Source organism: Tissierella pigra (assembly GCF_009695605.1).
GTDB classification, from domain to species: domain Bacteria; phylum Bacillota; class Clostridia; order Tissierellales; family Tissierellaceae; genus Tissierella; species Tissierella pigra.
Map to the genome: position 1 here is coordinate 1 of NZ_VUNQ01000031.1, position 20,333 is coordinate 20,333.

Consider the following 20,333-nt stretch of genomic DNA (forward strand, 5'->3'; position numbering starts at 1 on the left):
TCTGTTATAATTGTTTTCATAAGGAAAGATCCCTCCGATTTTTGTTTGTTATGGTAAACAACATTATATCAGAGGTCTTTCCTTTTTTCATATTTACTTGTCACAAATGTATTGTCTCATATCAAAAATAGGTTTTTATATTAACAGTTGTGACAAATGGAAATAAAAGTCATAACATTTGGATATATTCATAGATTTGTTAGTAGAACTAGCTTCTTACTTTATTAAATTTATTAATATAGTATTTTATTTTATGAACGGGGGAATGATTGTGAAATTTAAAAAGTGCATGGCAGTTATAATCGTATTTATGATTTTTATAGGATATAAGATATATGCTTTAAAAACAAACAATGTAATACATAAGGGATATGATTATTCAGTAACAACCTTCATCAAAGACGATGAAAACAATCTAAGTATAGAAAAAGGCAAAACTGATGATATAGAGGAACCAGAAACTATATTTACTTTTAATCCGTTGTCAGAAGAAATAAAGGATAAGATTTTAGGAATATCATTTAAAGAAAATAACAATATAAAAATAGAAGATTTAGCTTATATTCAAGTAACTTATTGGGGATTTGATGATAAAGAACATGTAGGAGAACTTATTGTAAATAAAGTAGTATCAGAGGATGTTATTGAGATTTTTAAAGAATTATATGAGGCTAAATTTCCTATTGAAAAAATAAGATTAATTGATGATTATAATGCAAATGATGAATTATCCATGTTAGACAATAATACTTCAGCATTTTGCTATAGAGAAATTGTAGGCAGTAAAAAAATATCCAACCATGGTTATGGAGTGGCCATAGATATTAACCCAGTACAGAATCCTTATGTTAAAAACAACATAGTATCACCTGAAAGTAGTAGAGAATATCTAGACAGAGAAAATATTAGAAAAGGTATGATAGTTAAAGGAGACAACTGCTATAATGCCTTTATAAGTAGAGGATGGGAATGGGGTGGAGAATGGAAGTCATTAAAGGATTATCAACATTTTGAATTTAAAATACCTAATAATTAGGGATTTAGTATACCTTTTATTTGGTTGGCAATAAGATAAAAATAATCCATAGATTTTGCAAAATCTATGGATTATTTTTATATCTCTAACCATTGTTACGATGATTTATATCAATGATTATGTCACAAATCCAATAAACTGTAGAGAAATCTGTAACGACTCTACCAAATCCAACTAATTTTTCATTCTGGTATACCCCATAACAGATGGAGTTTTCAACTGATTTGAATATTGTTTTTTCAGCTCTTTCATTAGCCCAATAAGATTGTCTGAGTAATGAATTTACTGCTTCAATATTTAATTTTGATTTATCAGTAGAGATATAATACTCAAGGTTGTTCATTTTACTACCTCCATAACTTTAAATAATAATTTATACAATCCCATATAAGTTATTTAGATATTATAACTGAATTAGATTCTAGAATGATTTCAAGAGAATTACATAGGCTATCGATTTCTTCACTTTTAATTATTAAAGGAGCATAGAAATGCAGATAATTATGAGCCTCTGAATATCCAATGAAAAAACCTCTTTTAAGGAGATGCTTAAATACTTCTAATGCCTTATGTTTTCTATTAAGAACTGCAACGTTCATCATTCCTCTTCCGCGTACTTCTGTTATTCCACCTGTACGTTCTCCTATTTCAGCTAGTTTGTAACGAAAATATTCGCCTATTTTATTTCCATATTCAATGAGGTTTTCATTTAACATGACTTCAACTACTTTTCTTGCTACAATACAACCTAGAGGATCGTCTGTATGGGATTGGACGTATCTAAAATCCATTGACTCTACTATCTTTGCCAATTCTGAACGAACTAGCACGCCGCTTATGGGATAGCCGTTTCCAAGACCTTTACCTAGTGCAATAAAATCAGGGGAGCTTGATTCACTGTCAAAGACCCTATAGTGTTGGAATCCAAACCATTTACCAGTTCTGCCGAAGCCTGTTGTAACTTCATTGGCTATAACAAAACCTCCTGCATCTCTAATATTTTCAACTAAAAATGTAATTAGCTTATCGGGTGGACACAGAACAAGACCTCCTGAATTTCCAGGTTCGAAAACAAATGCTGCCATATGTGAGAAATCTATATGATTATGTTTGCCACATTCTCCACAGTTAGAATCTTTTGTACAGTTAAGGCACTCATATACATCTAGATCCATCCATTGATTAGGATTTCTAGGCATCCTTAGTTCTGTTGATGTACCAAGATAAGAAATTGATAAGGAGAGCTTCTTTAGTCTACCAGTAACAAGTTCAGCTAGTAAGACAGCTAGAGAAACAGCTTCACTTCCTGATGACATAAAGGTACCTTTATAATTTCCTTTAAGTTTAGATGCTGCAGTAAGTTCTTTTACTAAGGCACCTGGGTGTTCTGTATCAAAATATTGATGAGTATGAAATAAATGTCCTGCATTTTCAACTATAGTATCTACCACTTCTTTCTTGCTATGACCTAGGACAGCAGCCCAACATCCTGATTCAAAGTCAATCAATTCTCCATATTCCTTAGTTTTGATTCGGGTACCTAAAGTTCCCATGACTGTTAGAGAAACATTTGGACTTACAAACATTTTCATGCACTTATCTTTGTATAGTTCATCCACCTTTATTACCTCCAATATATTGAATTATTGTAAATTAAGTATATAATGAAAAATATAGTAGTTCAATTATGCAAAATCTATTCTGTACTATTACAGAATATGGGATGGAGGTGAGAAATGATGAAAAAAAGCAAAGTTGAGATAGTAAAGGATTTTATATTTAGAGAAATTAAGGATGGGCGAATAAAAAATGGTCAGCGGCTTCCCAGTTGCAGAGAAGTATCTTCATATCTTTCTATCAATAAAATAACTGTAAATAAAGCATATAACGAACTTGAAAGAGAGCATAAAGTATATAGTATTCCCCGTGGAGGTTTTTACTTGGTTGATTCTGAAGAAAGTTTAAAAGTAGTACAGAAAGAGGTTGATTTCAGGACAGTTAAGCCAGATGAAAAACTTATTCCATATAGGGAATTTACTCATGTAATGAATAAGGCAGTTGATATGTATAAAAATACATTGTTTGGATATGAATCTAGTGGAGGACTATCTTCTTTAAGGGATACATTGAAGTATGAATTCCAGAAGGATGGAATATATACTACTGCTGAAAGGATAATAGTTACCCATGGAGCCCAACAAGCCATAGGGCTAGTGTTCCAATATCTATTTAGGAAAAGTAAAGGTAAATTACTTGTTGAATCTCCTACATACAATCTTGCTTTAAAATTGGCAGATCATTTAGGGATTGATATTATGGGAATTGAAAGGAGGGTTGATGGTTTTGACTATAACGAAATGGAAATGATATTTAAGTCAGGTGAAATTACTGCCTTTTATATTATACCAAGACATCATAATCCCACAGGTTATACTCTTTCTGAAAAAGACAAACAGAAAATTGCCGAACTCTCTTTTAAATATAATGTGTTTATTATAGAAGATGACTATTTAGCAGATATAGGCTCAAAAAAAGGTTCCATGCCAATACATTATTATGATATAAGGAAAAGTACTATTTATATACGAAGCTTTTCAAAAGCTTTCATGCCTGGAATAAGAATGGGGGCAGCAGTACTTCCAGAGTCCATGATTGAAGAAGTGATTAATATTAAGCATATTAGTGATTTGAATACATCAAAAATTCCACAAGCAGCACTGGATATTTTCATAAAATCAGGAATGTATGAAAAACATATTAAAAAGGTGAAAAAATCTTATGAAACCAAACTTAAGAAGGCATCTGAAATTGTTAAATCATTAAGCTCACTAGATTCCAGTTGGTATGTTCCAGAGCATGGAATATTCATATGGCTTCATCTTCCTGAAGATATAGAGGCTGTAGAACTTGAAAAGAAACTTAAAGATCATGGGATTTTGGTAAAAACAGCATTAGAATTCTTCCCCGAAGAATGGTTTGAAAAGAAAAATCGGAAGGATTGCAACTACATAAGGCTTTGTATATCTGGTGTTCCAGAAGAAAATATAGATGCTTTGGCTACTATAATTTCAGTTATGGAAGCTGAATAACTATGTGTACAAGTAAATCAAGGGATGAAGTTTAATTAAGCCTCATCCCTAAATATGGTATATGTTTTTAAATATTACTTCTTTACTATTTTATACTTTGAGGGACTTTGTCCATAGTCCTTTCTTCAACGTATATATCTATACTATTATTAAAAGTATCTTTATACTCTTTCAATTTTTCTTGTGCTTCTTTATCTGAATTATATTGACCCAGTTCATATAAGTATGTTTCATTGCTATCTTTTAAAATTCTAAGGTCTTCTATTTCAAATAACATTTCTTCAAGAAAAGCAAATTCTTCTCCTTTTTCATAAGAACTAGTTCTTATGGAATATATTTTTTGTTCTGAAGTTTTTTCTGTATTTTTTGAAATTTGTATTTTTATATAAGCAGGATTTTTATATTCCTCTACTTTGAAATCAATTGGTTGATTAAATACTATGTTGAATCTTTGTGCAGAGTCATCTAAAGTCATTAATTCATAGATATCTTGGATATATTCACTCTTTTTTAACTCTTCAAAGTACTTATTGGCAGAAAGACCTCTTGCACCAGATATAGAAAATGTCATTGTAAAAGGTGCTTCCTTATAATCCACATTAAAAAATGGTGCAATTTCTTGGTTTTCTTTATTAAAGCCATCAAAGTTTATTGTGATAATATCAGAATCTTTTTTTTGGTCTAGAGATATAAAATTTACATCAATGCCGTCAGTTATTTTACCTCCTTGAGAACTTCCATTATTAAATTGAAGTATATTAACTAGTGTGCCTAAAACGGGAACACCTTCAAGACTATTTGCAAAGGATGGGGAAATGTTTATACTAAGAGTAAATATTCCAACTGCCGCAGCTACTGATATAAAGCTATTAATTATTTTTTTCTTGCTTTTATTATTTTTTTTCATATAATTCTCTCCCTTTATTATTGAATTGTTAATTGTATCGTTTAAGGCATCAGGTATTTTTATATCTGAATAAATTTTTTTCAAATCATCAATATTATTATTCAAAATCTTCGCCCTCCTTAAGTTCTATTTTCAAAAGTTCTATTGCCTTATAAAGCCTAGTTTTTACTGTACTTAAAGGAAGTTCTAGAATTTCAGCTATTTCTTTCAACTTTAAGTTCTGAGAGTATCTTAATATTATGACAATTTTATAATTATGGTCTAACTTTTCTAAGGCTTCTTTTAAGTCAATGGATTCCACAATATCATTTTTTTCATTATTTAAACTTTCTATAGTCTTATTATCTAGATATAAAATTCTTTTAGATTTGTTTATAAAATTAATAGCACAATTGATGACTATACGAACGATCCATGTATTAAAATATTCTGGATGTTTTAACTTACTTATTGATATATATGATTTATAGACTGCTTCCCCTATAATATCAAGTGCATCCTGTTCATTGTGTACATAGCTATATGCAATTCTATATAAATCTTCTTTTTTGCTATTTATAAGAAGGCCAAAACTCTCACCATCTCCCTTTATTGCTTTAAGAACTAATTTTTCCAGTATAACCACCTCCTTGAGAATAAAATATGAGCTCATTTTTATTATCTGTCTATTAGACAATTATATAGCTGAAAAAGTTTTATTAAATTATATATTATTTTTATATATGTGATTATTGAATTATATCTTAAAGAGTAATTATACTTTTTTAGATAATTTTTTAAATCTAATATCTGATGATAGTATGACTATAATTGTTGAAGACAGCAATCATTATATAAATAAAGTTAGAGAATAAATTATATTTTGTACCTTGATTATGTTATTATTATAAGATATACTCAATATAGTTAATATTTGCGGGGGGACTAGAAGTAGTTGAGAAGGTAAAACCTGACCCTTTGAACCTGTTGGTTAATACCAACGTAGGGAAGCAAATCACTTACATTATTGTATTTGATTAGGGTGCTTCTCCGTGTAGAGAAGTACCCTATTATTATTTAAGATAGGATTATTAAGTAAAAAATGAATATAGTTAATATTTGCGGGGGGACTAGAAATAGTTGAGAAGGTAAAACCTGACCCTTTGAACCTGTTGGTTAATACCAACGTAGGGAAGCAAATCACTTACATTATTGTATTTGATTAGGGTGCTTCTCCATATAGGGAAGTACCCTAGTTTATTATATATAAAGAAGAAAAGGAGGAGTTTAAATGAAAAAGGTACTTAGTATTGCTGGATCAGATTGTAGTGGAGGTGCTGGTATACAGGCAGATTTAAAAACATTTTCAGCACATGGAGTATTTGGAATGAGTGTCATTGTTTCAGTAGTAGCAGAAAATACCAGCCGTGTTATGGATATACAGGATATTACTCCAGATATGATTGAAAGTCAGATTGATGCAGTATTTGAAGATATTGAAGTTGATGCTGTGAAAATTGGCATGCTGTCTACACAATTTTGCATGGAGGCAGTAGCAAGAAAACTTGAGCAATATAAGCCATGTAATGTTGTAATTGATCCTGTAATGTATGCGAAAAATGGGTGTCCGCTTATGGACCCCGATTCCATAGATACGTTGATTAAAGTTGTACTACCTTATGCTGATTTACTTACACCTAATATTCCAGAAGCTGAGAAGATATCAAATATCAAAATAAGAAACACAGAAGATATGAAAATAGCAGCAAAACTTATTTATGACATGGGATGTAAAAATGTTCTTGTTAAAGGTGGTCATGCTATTGGAGATGCACTGGATATTTTATATGACGGTAAAGAGTTTTATTATTTTAAAACCCAGCGTATAAATACGAAAAATACCCATGGGACAGGTTGCACCTTTTCTTCGGCTATTGCTTCCAATCTTGCACATGGTATGCCTATGTCTATTGCCGTAGAACAGGCTAAAAAATATATTACAACAGCAATAGAACATTCCTTAAATATTGGTAAGGGTAATGGACCAACACACCATTTCTATGACCTATATAAAAATGGTTTGAACATCAAGGAAAGTAAAGGAGATTTGTAATGAAAATGAAAATCAACAGGTGTCTACCTTATCTGTAATGGTAGCTATTGGTTCTATATGCTTTATTATAAATAAAAGAAAGGTTGGGAGTACTAATGAATTACTTAACTAATAATTGTGCAGATTTACTTCATGAAATTAGGATAAAAAGTCCACTCATTCATAATATCACTAATTATGTTACAGTAAATGATTGTGCAAATGCCATCTTGGCAATTGGAGCATCACCTATTATGGCTGATGATGTTGGAGAAGTGGAAGAAGTGGTTTCAATATCTTCCGCTCTTGTAATTAATATAGGAACTTTAAATCAACGAACTGTTGATTCCATGATTAGAGCTGGAAAAAAAGCCAATAAACTTCATATTCCCGTAGTTTTAGATCCTGTTGGAGCAGGAGCGTCCACACTGCGAAACGAAACAACACAAAAAATTCTCTCAGAAATAAAAATAGATGTAATTCGTGGAAATTTATCAGAAATTTCCTTTATAGCTGGACTAAGTGTGTCTACAAAAGGAGTTGATACTTCAAAAGCAGATGAAAAAAATGATGCAGAAGCTATTGCAAAGTCAGTGGCGAATAAATATTCTTGTGTTGTAGGAATTACAGGAGAAGTAGATGTTATTTCAGATGGCATTCGTATTGTTAAAATAACCAACGGCCATAAACTACTTTCTAAAGTAACTGGTACAGGCTGTATGACATCTGCACTTGTAGGTAGTTTCTGTGGTATAACAAAAGATTACTATACAGCAACAGTTACAGGAATTGTTGTAATGGGAATTGCTGGTGAGCTTTCCTTTGTAAAAACTAGAGAAATGGGAACAGGTAGTTTTCATATTGGTATTATTGATGCTTTATCAAATATGAATAGCACATATTTTGTAGAAAGGGTGAAGATAGATGAAACCAAATATTGATTATACACTCTATCTTATAACAGATAGAGAGCTTATGAGTACAGAAAAACTGGAGACTGCTGTAGAACAAGCTATTTTAGGTGGTTGTACTGTAATACAATTGAGAGAAAAAAATTGCTCATCTTTAGAATTTTTTGAAATAGCAATGAAAATAAAGAAAATTACAGATAGATATCAGATTCCATTAATCATTAATGATCGAATTGATATTGCATTAGCAGTTGATGCTGATGGTATACACATTGGTCAAAGTGATATACCTGCAACCATTGCAAGAAAATTGATCGGCGACAATAAAATTCTTGGTGTATCTGTATCTACCCTTGAAGAAGCAATAAAGGCCCAGTCAGATGATGCAGACTATTTTGGTATCGGAGCAATGTTTGCAACTGATACGAAAACAGATGCAAAGCTTACATCCATAGATGAACTTGCACGAATACGAGAACATATTGAACTGCCTATTGTGGTAATTGGAGGAATTAATAAGACTACAATACCAGAGTTTGAAGGTATAGATATCCATGGGCTTGCAGTGGTCTCAGCTATTATTTCCCAGCCAGATATAAAAGAAGCAGCTAAGGAGTTAAAAAGTATGTTTAAGAAAGGAAAAAATTGATGACTGTTTTTAGATCTGCATATTTAATTTAGATAGTATGGTGTAAGAGTCAGCAGATAATTTTTAAATTATCTGTTGACTCTTACACTATGGTATGCTTTATACTATAATTGAGCTCAAAAAACACATATATGTGAGGTAAGATAAATGTTAAAAATAGGTGATTTTTCAAAACTATCAATGATCAGTATAAGAATGCTACGTCATTATGATGAGATTGGTTTACTTATTCCAGAGAGTATAGATGATTTTACAGGTTATAGATATTACAGCGAAGCACAATTGCCTCTTGCAGGTCGTATTAATGCACTAAAAGATATGGGATTTAGCTTGGCATCTGTTTCTAAAATACTGAAAAGTTATGAAAATCCACAAGCTCTAAAGGAATATTTATTATTAAAACAGACAGAAATTCAAGAACAAGCGGAGGAAATCCATCGACGTTTACTGCTCATTGAGACTACTATTCAGAGACTTGGAAAGGATGATAAGACAATGAATTATAATGTAACGTTAAAAGAGCTTCCTGAAAGATATGTGGCAAGTGTACGTAAGATAATTCCTAACTATGAGCAAGAAGGAATGCTTTGGAATATTCTCATGGAAGAAACAGCGTCTCTTCATATGCAAGATGGTGACCCATGTTATACTTTAGCTATCTTTCATGATGGAGAGTATAAGGAAAGCAACGTGGATATAGAAGTTCAGAAATCAGTCCGTGGAAACTATAAGGACACTGAAAATGTTAAATTTAAGACCGTTGCGCCAATTCAAATTGCTTCAGCTACTTACAAAGGAAGTTATGACCAAGTTATAGAAGTGAATGAAGCTGTAGCCAATTGGATTCGAGATAATGGATATGAATTTAATGGTTTGTCCTTCTGCATTTACCATGTTAGTCCTTATGAAACACAGAATCCAGAAGAATTAGTAACGGAAGTATGCTACCCTGTTAAAAAGAAATAAAATGAAATGATAAAAATCGTCTGTATGTTATAACATATAGACGATTTTTTCCACTGCTAAAAAGTGTAGTGGCATATTGTAAGAAGGGATTGAAGGCATATCAGTTGAAAATCAAACTTATAGTGGCGATTTCAAATTATCTGTTATAAAATATATACATATTATAAGTTTTTCAGCATATTAGACAGTTATGTATCATGTGCAAGACTATGAAAATAATAAGGAGAATAGAATGGAGATTAAGACAAGATTAATTAAAGAAGATGATTATATAATGACAGAATGGTCAGGAGGTAAGACTACTCAAATATTTATCTATCCAGAAGGTTCAAATTATAAAGAGCTTAATTTTAAATTCAGATTAAGCTCTGCAACAGTAGAATTAGAAAAATCAGAGTTTACTAAATTAGAAGGAGTAAATAGATTTATTACATCACTTGATAATGGGCTTAAATTAACACATAATCACAAAAAATATATCAATCTAAAACCCTTTGAAGTATACGAATTTGATGGGGGAATAGATACTACTAGCTATGGTATGGCAAGGGATTTTAATTTGATGCTTAGAGACGGAGTTGAAGGACAACTTGAGAGTATTTATATAGATAAAGAGTGTTTAATAGTAGAAGAAGTTCCATCTGATTTTAAGGAAGTCTTTTATTTTATATATGCTTGTGATAATGAGGTGTATGTTGATATCAAGGAAGATACAAAGCCTATTAGCCCATTTCAGACTCTTCTAGTTAGATCTAATAACAATATTCTAAATCTAAAACTAAGATCTGAAAAACCAGTTAATATTTTAATAGCAAAGATATATATATAGGAGTTTTTTGATATTTAGTATTAATATTCCATTGCAAATGAGTATCGTAGCTGGCAAGTGTTAAGGGTATTAGTTTTAATTAGATAAGTTAACGTATGACATAAATTAAACAATTTTTATACCAATAAACTCAACAAATTCCAATATTTGCCGATAATCTTTATAACTTAATTTATTTTATTATGGAATTCAATAAGATATGTGGAAGGAGGAATAGTATGAAAATAAATTTTAAATATGAAGAAAATGAGTACTTAAATATACATACTATATCTGTTATAGGTGAATTTAATGGCTATGATTCTAAAAAAGGACAAATGATAAAAGAGGGCAATACTTGGATTTTTGGACATAACCTTCCCCCAGGAGAACATAGATATAAATTTCTTATAAATGGAGAGTTGAAGCTTAATGATCCGACAGCTAATATATATTTGCCTGATGATAACGAAGAACTTTGGTCAGTAATTATTATTAATGATCAAGAAGAAAGACTTTATAATAATACTCAATATACGGTGCATTTGGATAAATATAATATAAGTTCAGTTGCAAAGGAAGAAGTTGTTGCTAATAAGAAAAGATTCAATATCTTCTTGGATAAGAAAGTAATAACAAGATTTGAATTTACCAAAGTAACAGGGTTACATACAGTGACAACAGTATGGTATACCCCTAAAATGGATTTGTTTCAAATTACAGAAAACAATTTATTTACACCACAGGGAGAGGACAAGCCAATAAAGATGTGGTTTTGGATGGATTTAGAGGATAAAGGACGACAGTATCCTTGTGGAGTTTGGACAATGAAATTATTTATAGATGGAGAATTTATTTTAGAGGATCAATTTACTATTACAGAATCAAGTTCATATTCATCACAGGGAGAAATAAAATATTGATTAGAAAAGGGGTTGAAAAGGATGATAAAATCTATTAATAGTATTAATGACCTAAACTATGTAAATAACAGTAATATATATAAACCTAAGAAAAATGATAATGAAAATTGCAAAACAAATATGACTAGCAGTGTTAAAACCGTTGAAAATGAATATAGAGAATTAATTATGAAAAATACTGTTAATATTAAAGAGGTTGATACTAATGTAAAGAATACAACTAAAAGTTCCATAGGTTCTTTTTTAAATTCAATATCGGAGTCTATTTCTATGACATTGGATACTGTGAAAAATGTTACAAAGACAGCAGTATCCATAGGTGAAGGTGTAAAGAATACTGTGTTTTTAGCTTCAAATGTTATAAAAGATACTTTTAATTCAGTGGGTAAAAGCATACAGAATGTTGTACAAACAATTGAGGATAAAAAAACTGAAACTATCTCAAAGATATCTAATACTTATAAAGAAGTATCAACGACAGTTTCAGAGTTGCAACAAGCCTCTAAGGAAATCTTAAGTTCAGCTACTTCTATAGTTGGGGAATCATTGAAAACATCGGTTTCTATAGGTGAGGATGTTGCAAGTATAGTAGGGAATATTGGAATTACAGTAAACAATATTAAAGGAACAATAAATAATCCGAATAATGGAATTCTGAAAAAAGGAATAGAAACCATAGGACTTATAAAAGCAGGTATAAACTCTATAAAGGAACCTATAAAGAGAATACCAAATACATTTTCAACAGGCAGCAATAATATAAAAGAGCATTATAGTAATATAGTAGAGACTGTTAAAAATTCAGAATCTAAAATTAGAATAGTTAAGAGTGCTATTGTATCAGTAGCAAAGGAAGTTGTAGATTCCGTAAAAACTATAGCATCTGAAGTAAAATCAGCAAGTAGCGAAATAGCAAATACTGTACAAAGTTCTGCATCTAATGTAAAAAATATAATTAACAAGGGCTATGATGAAGTTGCACAAATATACAGAGAGTCTAAAATTGATAATAATGATTTAGTTAGTAATCCTGTGTTGATTTAGAAGTTTTTTATAATATTAATAATAAAAGGTAAAATTAAATCAAACTCTTGATCTAGGAATAACTCTTAGTTCGAGAGTTTTTATTTATTTTTAAATAATAGAAGGGAAGTTTATAAATATTTTTGTCGGAGGAGCATGATCATATACAAAAGGAAATAAACGATTTTAGAAAATATTATAGCAGTTTGGAAATCTCAATCTTTGTATTCAAGAAGTTAAGGATTTATCATTCTAAGAGTGAAATGCGAGATAAAAAGAGCATTAGTTTAAATTGATTCTATTATGTAATTATTATGTAATTTTTTTGTAAATACTTCCAAATTCCTTAGTTATATAATAAAGTTAATTCAATAAAAAAAGGAGAATAAAAAACGAGACAGAAAATAAGAAGAATTGCTTCAGTTACATTAGGTTTTACTATAGCTATTGCACCACTACCACAAGTATCACTGGGACATTTGAATGGAATTACAGCTATGGCAGAACAGACTAAAGCAAGTGACAGATTACAAAACTCAATATCTGCAATTATTAATAAAAATGATAATAATCATGACTATATGAAAGATTCCAAGTATATTGAATTGGCAAATAAGTTAGGAACCAGCTTATTGACAAAATATAGTAAAGACGATAGTAGAAAAATAGGTAAACATTTTAATATCGGTAATTTAGATGGAGATAACATTCCTGAAATTATAGTGTATGAACAAAGAGATTTCAGCAAGATGGATGATGAAGGTACATTAGTATTATATAAATATAAAGATGGTGAGTATAAGGAAATAGATAGAGTTTCTATGAATTATGACAATGGAGTTGAAAATATAATTATAGGAGAAGGGAAAACAGGAAAAAATGCGATTTTTATAAATTCCAATGTAGGAGCCCATTCAGGACAATTTTATCTTTTTACTCTTGAGAATGATAAATTAGTTAATAGAATAAGCCCTAAAAAGGCAAATCTTTTATCAGTATATCCAAATGGAGAGATAAAAGATATTGATAAAGATGGAATACTTGAATTTTCCATACAAGAAATTGATCCTGAATCTGCCGACAGTAGTTCTGTCAACTCAGAAAAGATTAATATATGGTATAAATGGGATGGAAAAGATGGAGTTAATTTTGTGAAATGTGAGAAAGTAGGAGAATATAAAGAAGAAAAAACAGATAAAAAAATAATATCTAATTATAATGAATTTATAAATAAAGGGAATTTATCAAAAGCATTTGATTATTTAAATGAAAATAAAGATAAACTTTCTATAAGAGATAATAGTGAAGGAGTTAGGACATATTTGTCAGCTTTAAATGAAGAACTTAGTTTAATGAATACTACCTTCAATAAATATCAGGAAAAATATAAAATGTTTGAAAATCAAGGAATCATGAAAACATATAAATTGAAAGCTACTGATTTAAATGATGTAAATATTATTAAAAATACTTCTATTTTTCCAAAGGAAAAAGATTTGAAAAAATTACTTCTAAATGCCAACAGTATGGGATTAAAAGTGGCTACAGCGGAAGGAAGTTACTATTTCATTATAGATTATGAGAAACTTTTAAATTTTAGTGATTCCGTAAGTAGTGAGATAAATGATTATTTAAAGATATTTACAGCAGAATCGAATAAGCCAGGATTTTCTGAAGAATATGTTCAAATACCATTAGATGAAATGGCTTCAAGAATTGCAGCTATGGAAGAGTTTATGTTAATGTATCCTTATTCTAAATATCTACCAGAAGTAAATCAAATGCATGAATGGTATCTAAGAGGATATATTTTCTCCACCCATGATCTTGTAAATCATAAGATGAATTCTGATATCCTTAAAAGTTATAATAAGGCAATGGAAAATTATGAGCATTTAGTATTACATGATATATTGAAGACTTATACAGAGGAAATAGCTAAAAATGGTAATAAAATTACAGAGGATTTAATAGATAAGATGAATCAAATAATAAATGAAGATGAGATAATAGAATTCAAATCAAATACAATAGATTTTTCAATTATTAAATATAAATCTTCTGAAACTCAAAGAAATGAAAAATTAGAAAAAGCTATTATAGATTATTTAAAGTATGATAAAAATCAAGATGGAAAGGTTGCATATTCTTATAACTATATTGATATTAATGGAGATGGCAAAAAAGAAATCTTCGTTTACTTATTAGGACAATCTGTATCAGGTTCAGGTGGTTCTACAGCTTTAATAATTGAGGAAAAAGGCTATGAAATAATATCTAAATTCACATTAGCAAGAAATCCAATTATAGTAAGTGAAGATAAAACAAATGGGTGGAATGATATTATAATGCAGGTAGCAGGTGGAGGGACAGAATTTTCTTATGCCAGAATGAAATTTGATGGAAAAAAATATCCATCTAATCCTTCAAAGGCTCCTAGAGTGAAGGAAAATGTTGTAAAAGGTACAGCTATTATTTCCAATATTCTATCGTAAGCGTCAAATATAACCCACATAGAATAGAATTTAAGATCATGAGATAATACACCCAAGATATTAACTGGAGGTGTATTTTTCTTTATGAAGCTAAATGAAAACAAAGAACTATGGACTCAGCGTGTGGAAGAGTTTAAGTCCAGCAACCTTAATCAAACTACATGGTGTGAAAAAAATAATATCAAGGTCAGCTCACTTAGATATTGGCTTAGAAAGCTTGATAATAACTCATTCACTAAGCCTGTTAATTCATCTGATGCATTTGAATTTGCCTGTGTTTCAATTGCAGAAGATCAAGCTTCCCCAGCTGTGACACTTGAGATTAAAGATGTAAGGTTAGCCATAACAAATGATTATGATGAGGTACTACTTCTTAAGCTGATTAAGACCCTTAAAAAGTTATGATAAAACAGATATCAATTGAGAAAGTCCATCTTGCCCTAGGCTCCACTGATCTTAGGAAATCTATTGATGGACTTGCTCTCATCGTAGAACATGTCCTACAAATGGATCCTTTCTCAACTCATTTATTTGGATTTTGCAATAAAAGACAGAACCTCATCAAAATCTTAGTTTGGGATAACAATGGTTTTTGGATACATTACAAAAGACTTGAAAGTGGAAATTTTAAATGGCCACAAAAAGGAAGTGGTGGGTCTGTCTCAATTAGTGAAAGGCAATTCCGTTGGCTTCTGGATGGGTTAAGCATTGACCAAGAAAATGCTCATAAACCTTCATATGAACGTATTTTAATCTAGAAAAATCTTCAATTCCCATGCAAATAAAGCTTTTTTTGTACTTCGAGATATAGTATAATACTAGTATGAAGAATATAACTGAAGTCAAAGAATTACAACTTAATAATGATGACCTTAAAAATGAGAATGCAAAGCTTCAACATGAACTGGAAATAGCAAATGCCAAGATTAAATGGTATGAGGAGCAATTTAAGCTGAATTCAGCTAAGAAATATGGTAAATCCAGCGATAGTTTTGATGAAGAGCAAATCTCATTTTTTAATGAAGCTGAGATTACTCAGAGACCTGAGAAAGAAGAACTGGTTCTTGAAAAAATTACTTATGAAAGAAGTAAAAAGAGAGGGACCAATAAACCATCCTTTGAAGATCTTCCGATAGAGAGAATAGAATACCAAATTCCGGAGGAAGAACAGGTTTGTGGAGAATGTAATTCTAAGATTCATGAAATGTCAGTTGAAATAAGAAAAGAGCTTAAAGTTATACCTGCTCAGGTATGTATCGTTGAGCACGTTAGAAAAGTATATTCCTGTAGACAATGTGAGAAAACAGCTGATAAGACTCCTATCATTACAGCGCCTATGCCAGCTCCTGTAATATCAGGTAGTTTTGCTTCGCCAAGTTTAATCGCATATTTAATGTACCAAAAATACTTTGCAGCACTTCCTTTAGATAGACAGGAGAAGATATTTAGAGACTTTGGAATAGAAATCTCAAAACAGAATATGTCCAACTGGATAATAAAGGCTTCTGAACTTTGGCTTGAATCACTCTTTGAAAGATTGAGAAAAGAGTTACTAAAAGAAACCTTTATACAGGCTGATGAGAGTCCCCTTAGAGTTCTAACCAAAGATGGCAAACCTACTGACAGCAAGTCATACATGTGGCTTTACAAAAGTGGTAACTTTGGGAGAAAGATCTCATTGTATGAATATCAGCCCTCCAGAAGCGGTAAACATGCAAGGAAATTTCTTGAGGGATTTCATGGTTTTTTGCAATCGGATGATTATGCAGGATATAATTCTGTGGAGGACATAACTAGAGTAGGCTGCCTAGCTCACGCAAGACGCTACTATACGGATGCCCTTAAGATACTTCCAAAGGAAGCGGAAATTGAATCCACTAATGCCCATAAAGCATTAAAATATTTCAGACAAATGTTTCACCTAGAATCAAAGTGGAAGGATTTATCCCTTGATGAACGGCAAAAGATTAGAAATATTGAATTAAAGCCTGTATTAGAGGCCTATTTGTCATGGCTTCAAGAAGTTCAGCCTAAGATTGTAAAGAAAAGCAAGCTTGGACAAGCAATCAACTATAGTTTATCAAACTGGGAACTATTCAATAATATACTAAAAGATGGACAATGTGAACTAAGTAATAACGGCGCAGAACGAGCTATAAAGCCATTTGTGATAGGCCGAAAAAACTATCTCTTCTGCAAATCACCCCATGGTGCAAAGGCTAGTGCAATGATATATAGTATAGTAGAAACAGCTAAAATGAACAATCTGAATCCATTCTACTATCTGAAATATTTATTTGAGCAGATTCCGAATACAAAACTTACTGCTCCGGAGGCCCTAGATCACCTTCTTCCTTGGTCAGAAACATTGCCTGAGGAATGTAGGAGACTATTTAATACCAAGAAATAGAACAAGTCCTATTTATGATGATCTAATTATCTCATAGATAGGACTTTATTTATAGGTGTGCTATATTTGACGGATACGGATAGAAATTAAATAGATTGATCTACTACCATTTATAATTGCTTAGTAGCCATAGTAAATATAGGTAATTTACTTAATCCATTTTTACCTTTTTTATCAGCTAAAGTTAAGTAGCAGTTAATTAAAAAATCTCTCTAAAAAAAGAGCCACCCAAAAGTGATTTGTTTCATCACTGTTGAGGTGGGCTCTTTTAAATATGCTGACATATAATAATCGAAATCTCAAATTTTCAATTATTATATAAAATCAAAATGCTTTGTTACTGTATCATTTATTGCTTTTAAAAGTATGGCATATATAGGGATTGAAACTATTTGCTTTGCAGCTGCTCTGTAAATATAGTACCATACAGTGTTTTTACCAGTAAGTAATGAGATAAATATAGGTACCATAACTACAGAGGTTATAGTTTGTCCAATAAGAATACCAATAAAAATTTTCCATAATTTGTAGTTTGGATATTTATCTCCTAGCAATTTTGTTATAATTACTGGGATAGCACCAGTTAAAGCAGATGTCAAAGTAAACAGCGGATTAAATCCTGCTGTTGCAGATGGTCTAATTAAAAATCCTACTACATCTGCTAATCCCCCAACTATAAAACCCATTAAAGGTCCCATAGCATATCCTGAAAATATTATTGGAAATCCTCCGAAGCTGATACTTCCAATTCTCATGGTGTTAATCGCTACAGATATTGCTATAAAAATAGCTGCGTAAGCGATTTTCTTTGTTGTGAATATACTTTTTTTAACCATTAAAAAAACTCCTTTCTTTTATGACCTGCACATAAGAAAGAAGTCCTATGGCAGTGAACGCAATAACAAACCGCAAGCATGGCTTTTCGTCTTGAGACAACGTTCCATTCTCAAACACTTAACGCTTGTTATCTACTCTGTCATATATTATTTTCGTATTCCATTATAGCATATGTTGGAGTTATTTTCCATACATATAAAAGAAACTAATCTAGAAAATAAATAGATTCTATTTACTTTAGTTATAATATAGAATATAATACACATAATAATTGAAATGCAAAGAAAAGGAAAGTAGCTTTAAGAATACTTTTACAGAGAGTTCCTACTAGGTGAGAAGGAGCAAAGAATATTAAAGTGAAAATGGCCTTGGAGTAGTGCACCGAAATCATAGGATTTAGGCTGCAACGGGTTCACCCGTTATAGTGATAAAGTATAATCACATTATTTGTGACGTACTTGATGAGGTCTATATCGTGAGATATAGGTAAATTAGGATGGTAACACGAAATTAAACTCTCGTTCCTAGGATTGATTCTTAGGTTTGAGAGTTTTTTTATTTATTTTTAAATAATAGGAGGGAAATTTATGAATATTTTTATCGGAGGAGCATGGCCATATGCTAATGGCTCACTGCATATAGGACATATAGCAGCATTGCTGCCAGGAGATGTTATAGCAAGATATTTTAGAGCAAAGGGTGAGGAGGTATTATATGTATCGGGAAGTGATTGTCATGGTACACCTATATCCATAAGGGCTAAAAGAGAAAATATATCCCCTAGAGAAATCACAGATAAATATCATAATGAATTCAAATATTGTTTTGAGAAATTAGGATTTTCTTATGATATATATTCTAGGACTGATGATGAATATCATAAGAAAGAGGTTCAAAACATCATCAAAATATTATATGACAATGATTTAATATATGAAAAAGAAGTAGAACAGCTATTTTGTAAGGAGTGTAATCAGTTTTTAGCTGATAGATTTATTGAAGGTGTATGTCCAGTATGTAAAAACCTTGCAAGGGGAGATCAATGTGATGCTTGTTCTACTATTTTAGAACCTCTGGAACTTAAAGAAAGGAAATGTAAACTTTGTGGCAGTGAACCAGTGGTTAAAAATGTAAAACAATTATTTTTTAGACTATCAAACTTTGAAAAGGAAATAAGAGATGCTCTAAATAAAAATAGAAAAGATTGGAGAATAAATGCAGTAAATAATACGGAAAGATATTTAAATGAAGGATTGCAAGACAGAGCCATATCAAGAGAGTTATCATGGGGTATAGATATACCAATAAAAGGATATGAGGACAAAAAAGTTTATGTATGGGTAGATGCAGTATTAGGATATTTTACTTTAAGCAAAAAATGGGGGCTGGAGAATCCTAAAGACTGGAAAAGGTTTTGGGATGATGAAGCTATATCATATTATATTCACGGAAAAGATAATATACCATTTCATACAATAATTTTACCATCACTATTAAAAGGTGTGGATATTGATAAATTTCCTAATAATATAGTTTCAAGTGAATATGTTACCCTGGAAGGAAAGAAAATATCAACTAGTAATAATTGGGCAGTATGGGTTCCAGATATTATTGAAAAATATAATATTGATTCACTGAGGTATTTTTTCATAATCAATGGTCCAGAAAAAAGGGATACGGATTTCTCTTGGAGAGAATTTGTTAATAAAAATAATGGAGAGTTATTAGGAGTATATGGAAATTTAGTAAATAGAACTTTGGTATTTCTGAAAAAATACTTTAATAGCGAAGTGCCAAAAGGACAGTTAAATTCTAAAATAAAAGAAGATATTGATACTTTGTATAAAGAAATTGGAATTCTTATAGAAGGTGGAAACCTAAAAATATCAGTAGAAAAAATATTTGATTTTACTAGAAGTATAAATAAATATTTTGATGATACAGCTCCTTGGATTACAATCAATACAAATAAAATCAAATGTACTGATACCATTTACAATTGTCTAGTAGCCATAGTAAATATAGCTAATCTACTTCAGCCTTTTTTACCATTTTCATCAGTTAAGGTTAAGGATTGGTTAAATTGTACTTCTAATACTTGGGAATATATAGAGATAGAAATAGGAAATAGAATAAAAGAATTTGGTATTCTATTTGAAAGATTAGATAAAAGTATAATAGATGAGGAATTAAGCAAATTACTTTAGG

At 30.7% G+C, this 20,333-nt stretch carries 19 protein-coding genes, 3 riboswitches and 1 other annotated feature; of the genes, 14 read left to right on the forward strand and 5 right to left on the reverse strand.

All coding sequences use genetic code 11. From position 1 onward, the window contains the following. Window positions 1–271: 271 nt before the first annotated feature. A complete protein-coding gene (locus tag FYJ83_RS20465; protein WP_216585335.1) occupies window positions 272–1,036 on the forward strand; it encodes a M15 family metallopeptidase in 765 nt (254 codons plus the stop codon). Window positions 1,037–1,121: 85 nt separating this feature from the next. Here the strand turns inward: FYJ83_RS20465 and FYJ83_RS13115 are convergent, their stop codons facing one another. Together FYJ83_RS13115 and FYJ83_RS13120 are read right to left on the reverse strand one after the other, a co-directional pair. Beyond that, window positions 1,122–1,379, reverse strand: a complete 258-nt coding sequence (locus tag FYJ83_RS13115; protein WP_154441170.1) for a GNAT family N-acetyltransferase — start codon at window positions 1,377–1,379, stop codon at window positions 1,122–1,124. Between the two features lie 49 nt (window positions 1,380–1,428). After that, window positions 1,429–2,655: an aminotransferase class III-fold pyridoxal phosphate-dependent enzyme gene (locus tag FYJ83_RS13120; protein WP_216585334.1), complete on the reverse strand. Its 1,227-nt coding sequence runs from the start codon at window positions 2,653–2,655 to the stop codon at window positions 1,429–1,431. A 117-nt stretch (window positions 2,656–2,772) separates the two neighbouring features. On the opposite strand from FYJ83_RS13120, the gene FYJ83_RS13125 reads away from it, so the two are divergent. Continuing rightward, a complete protein-coding gene (locus FYJ83_RS13125) occupies window positions 2,773–4,125 on the forward strand; it encodes an aminotransferase-like domain-containing protein (protein ID WP_154441172.1) in 1,353 nt (450 codons plus the stop codon). Window positions 4,126–4,210: 85 nt separating this feature from the next. On the opposite strand, the gene FYJ83_RS13130 is transcribed toward FYJ83_RS13125, so the two are convergent. Together FYJ83_RS13130 and FYJ83_RS13135 are read right to left on the reverse strand one after the other, a co-directional pair. Beyond that, window positions 4,211–5,137: a DUF4179 domain-containing protein gene (locus tag FYJ83_RS13130; RefSeq protein ID WP_154441174.1), complete on the reverse strand. Its 927-nt coding sequence runs from the start codon at window positions 5,135–5,137 to the stop codon at window positions 4,211–4,213. Continuing rightward, a complete protein-coding gene (locus FYJ83_RS13135) occupies window positions 5,130–5,708 on the reverse strand; it encodes a sigma-70 family RNA polymerase sigma factor (RefSeq protein WP_229768588.1) in 579 nt (192 codons plus the stop codon). The genes FYJ83_RS13130 and FYJ83_RS13135 overlap by 8 nt, the downstream gene beginning before the upstream one ends. A 231-nt stretch (window positions 5,709–5,939) precedes the next feature. Then, window positions 5,940–6,038: riboswitch (TPP riboswitch) on the forward strand. A gap of 86 nt (window positions 6,039–6,124) precedes the next feature. Beyond that, window positions 6,125–6,223, forward strand: a riboswitch (TPP riboswitch). A 79-nt stretch (window positions 6,224–6,302) separates the two neighbouring features. On the opposite strand from FYJ83_RS13135, the gene thiD reads away from it, so the two are divergent. The 11 genes from thiD (at window position 6,303) to tnpC (ending at window position 17,288) form a co-directional block, all read left to right on the forward strand. Next, window positions 6,303–7,124 (forward strand): bifunctional hydroxymethylpyrimidine kinase/phosphomethylpyrimidine kinase, encoded by an 822-nt coding sequence (gene thiD / locus FYJ83_RS13140; protein WP_154441178.1) that lies wholly within the window; start codon window positions 6,303–6,305, stop codon window positions 7,122–7,124. 95 nt (window positions 7,125–7,219) lie between these two features. Continuing rightward, window positions 7,220–8,044: a hydroxyethylthiazole kinase gene (thiM, locus tag FYJ83_RS13145; protein ID WP_154441180.1), complete on the forward strand. Its 825-nt coding sequence runs from the start codon at window positions 7,220–7,222 to the stop codon at window positions 8,042–8,044. Next, window positions 8,028–8,663, forward strand: coding sequence for a thiamine phosphate synthase (gene thiE / locus FYJ83_RS13150; protein WP_154441182.1), 636 nt, complete (start codon window positions 8,028–8,030; stop codon window positions 8,661–8,663). The genes thiM and thiE overlap by 17 nt, the downstream gene beginning before the upstream one ends. Before the next feature lie 147 nt (window positions 8,664–8,810). Next, window positions 8,811–9,629 carry a MerR family transcriptional regulator gene (locus tag FYJ83_RS13155; protein WP_154441184.1) on the forward strand — a complete coding sequence of 273 codons (819 nt, stop codon included), beginning with the start codon at window positions 8,811–8,813 and terminating at the stop codon, window positions 9,627–9,629. 232 nt (window positions 9,630–9,861) lie between these two features. Beyond that, window positions 9,862–10,458 (forward strand): HutD family protein, encoded by a 597-nt coding sequence (locus FYJ83_RS13160; RefSeq protein ID WP_195838002.1) that lies wholly within the window; start codon window positions 9,862–9,864, stop codon window positions 10,456–10,458. Window positions 10,459–10,676: 218 nt separating this feature from the next. Next, a complete protein-coding gene (locus FYJ83_RS13165; protein ID WP_154441188.1) occupies window positions 10,677–11,360 on the forward strand; it encodes an early set domain-containing protein in 684 nt (227 codons plus the stop codon). 21 nt (window positions 11,361–11,381) lie between these two features. Then, a complete protein-coding gene (locus tag FYJ83_RS13170; RefSeq protein ID WP_154441190.1) occupies window positions 11,382–12,404 on the forward strand; it encodes a phage tail family protein in 1,023 nt (340 codons plus the stop codon). Window positions 12,405–12,880: 476 nt separating this feature from the next. After that, window positions 12,881–14,878: a hypothetical protein gene (locus FYJ83_RS13175; protein ID WP_154441192.1), complete on the forward strand. Its 1,998-nt coding sequence runs from the start codon at window positions 12,881–12,883 to the stop codon at window positions 14,876–14,878. 84 nt (window positions 14,879–14,962) lie between these two features. Continuing rightward, window positions 14,963–15,283 (forward strand): IS66 family insertion sequence element accessory protein TnpA, encoded by a 321-nt coding sequence (gene tnpA / locus FYJ83_RS13180; RefSeq protein WP_154441194.1) that lies wholly within the window; start codon window positions 14,963–14,965, stop codon window positions 15,281–15,283. Beyond that, entirely contained in the window at window positions 15,280–15,636 is a 357-nt protein-coding gene (tnpB, locus tag FYJ83_RS13185; protein WP_154441196.1) for an IS66 family insertion sequence element accessory protein TnpB, read from the forward strand. Before tnpA ends, tnpB begins: the two co-directional genes overlap by 4 nt. A 65-nt stretch (window positions 15,637–15,701) precedes the next feature. After that, a complete protein-coding gene (gene tnpC / locus FYJ83_RS13190) occupies window positions 15,702–17,288 on the forward strand; it encodes an IS66 family transposase (protein WP_154441198.1) in 1,587 nt (528 codons plus the stop codon). Between the two features lie 314 nt (window positions 17,289–17,602). Here the strand turns inward: tnpC and FYJ83_RS13195 are convergent, their stop codons facing one another. After that, the gene (locus tag FYJ83_RS13195; RefSeq protein WP_154441200.1) at window positions 17,603–18,124 is read right to left on the reverse strand and encodes a folate family ECF transporter S component; all 522 of its coding nucleotides are present in this window, start codon (window positions 18,122–18,124) and stop codon (window positions 17,603–17,605) included. A gap of 49 nt (window positions 18,125–18,173) precedes the next feature. Continuing rightward, window positions 18,174–18,266: riboswitch (THF riboswitch) on the reverse strand. Between the two features lie 131 nt (window positions 18,267–18,397). Beyond that, window positions 18,398–18,654: a binding site (T-box leader), on the forward strand. A 58-nt stretch (window positions 18,655–18,712) separates the two neighbouring features. On the opposite strand from FYJ83_RS13195, the gene metG reads away from it, so the two are divergent. Further along, window positions 18,713–20,332: a methionine--tRNA ligase gene (gene metG, locus FYJ83_RS13200; RefSeq protein WP_154441202.1), complete on the forward strand. Its 1,620-nt coding sequence runs from the start codon at window positions 18,713–18,715 to the stop codon at window positions 20,330–20,332. Window position 20,333 lies beyond the last annotated feature (1 nt).

Coding starts and splice junctions, on each gene's coding strand:
- metG (WP_154441202.1), top strand. CDS start 18,713: ATGAATATTTTTATCGGAGGAGCATGGCCATATGCTAATGGCTCACTG.
- FYJ83_RS13125 (WP_154441172.1), top strand. CDS start 2,773: ATGATGAAAAAAAGCAAAGTTGAGATAGTAAAGGATTTTATATTTAGA.
- thiE (WP_154441182.1), top strand. CDS start 8,028: ATGAAACCAAATATTGATTATACACTCTATCTTATAACAGATAGAGAG.
- FYJ83_RS13170 (WP_154441190.1), top strand. CDS start 11,382: ATGATAAAATCTATTAATAGTATTAATGACCTAAACTATGTAAATAAC.
- FYJ83_RS13160 (WP_195838002.1), top strand. CDS start 9,862: ATGGAGATTAAGACAAGATTAATTAAAGAAGATGATTATATAATGACA.
- tnpA (WP_154441194.1), top strand. CDS start 14,963: ATGAAGCTAAATGAAAACAAAGAACTATGGACTCAGCGTGTGGAAGAG.
- FYJ83_RS13155 (WP_154441184.1), top strand. CDS start 8,811: ATGTTAAAAATAGGTGATTTTTCAAAACTATCAATGATCAGTATAAGA.
- FYJ83_RS13115 (WP_154441170.1), bottom strand. CDS start 1,379: ATGAACAACCTTGAGTATTATATCTCTACTGATAAATCAAAATTAAAT.
- tnpB (WP_154441196.1), top strand. CDS start 15,280: ATGATAAAACAGATATCAATTGAGAAAGTCCATCTTGCCCTAGGCTCC.
- tnpC (WP_154441198.1), top strand. CDS start 15,702: ATGAAGAATATAACTGAAGTCAAAGAATTACAACTTAATAATGATGAC.
- thiD (WP_154441178.1), top strand. CDS start 6,303: ATGAAAAAGGTACTTAGTATTGCTGGATCAGATTGTAGTGGAGGTGCT.
- FYJ83_RS13165 (WP_154441188.1), top strand. CDS start 10,677: ATGAAAATAAATTTTAAATATGAAGAAAATGAGTACTTAAATATACAT.
- FYJ83_RS13175 (WP_154441192.1), top strand. CDS start 12,881: ATGGCAGAACAGACTAAAGCAAGTGACAGATTACAAAACTCAATATCT.
- thiM (WP_154441180.1), top strand. CDS start 7,220: ATGAATTACTTAACTAATAATTGTGCAGATTTACTTCATGAAATTAGG.
- FYJ83_RS13195 (WP_154441200.1), bottom strand. CDS start 18,124: ATGGTTAAAAAAAGTATATTCACAACAAAGAAAATCGCTTACGCAGCT.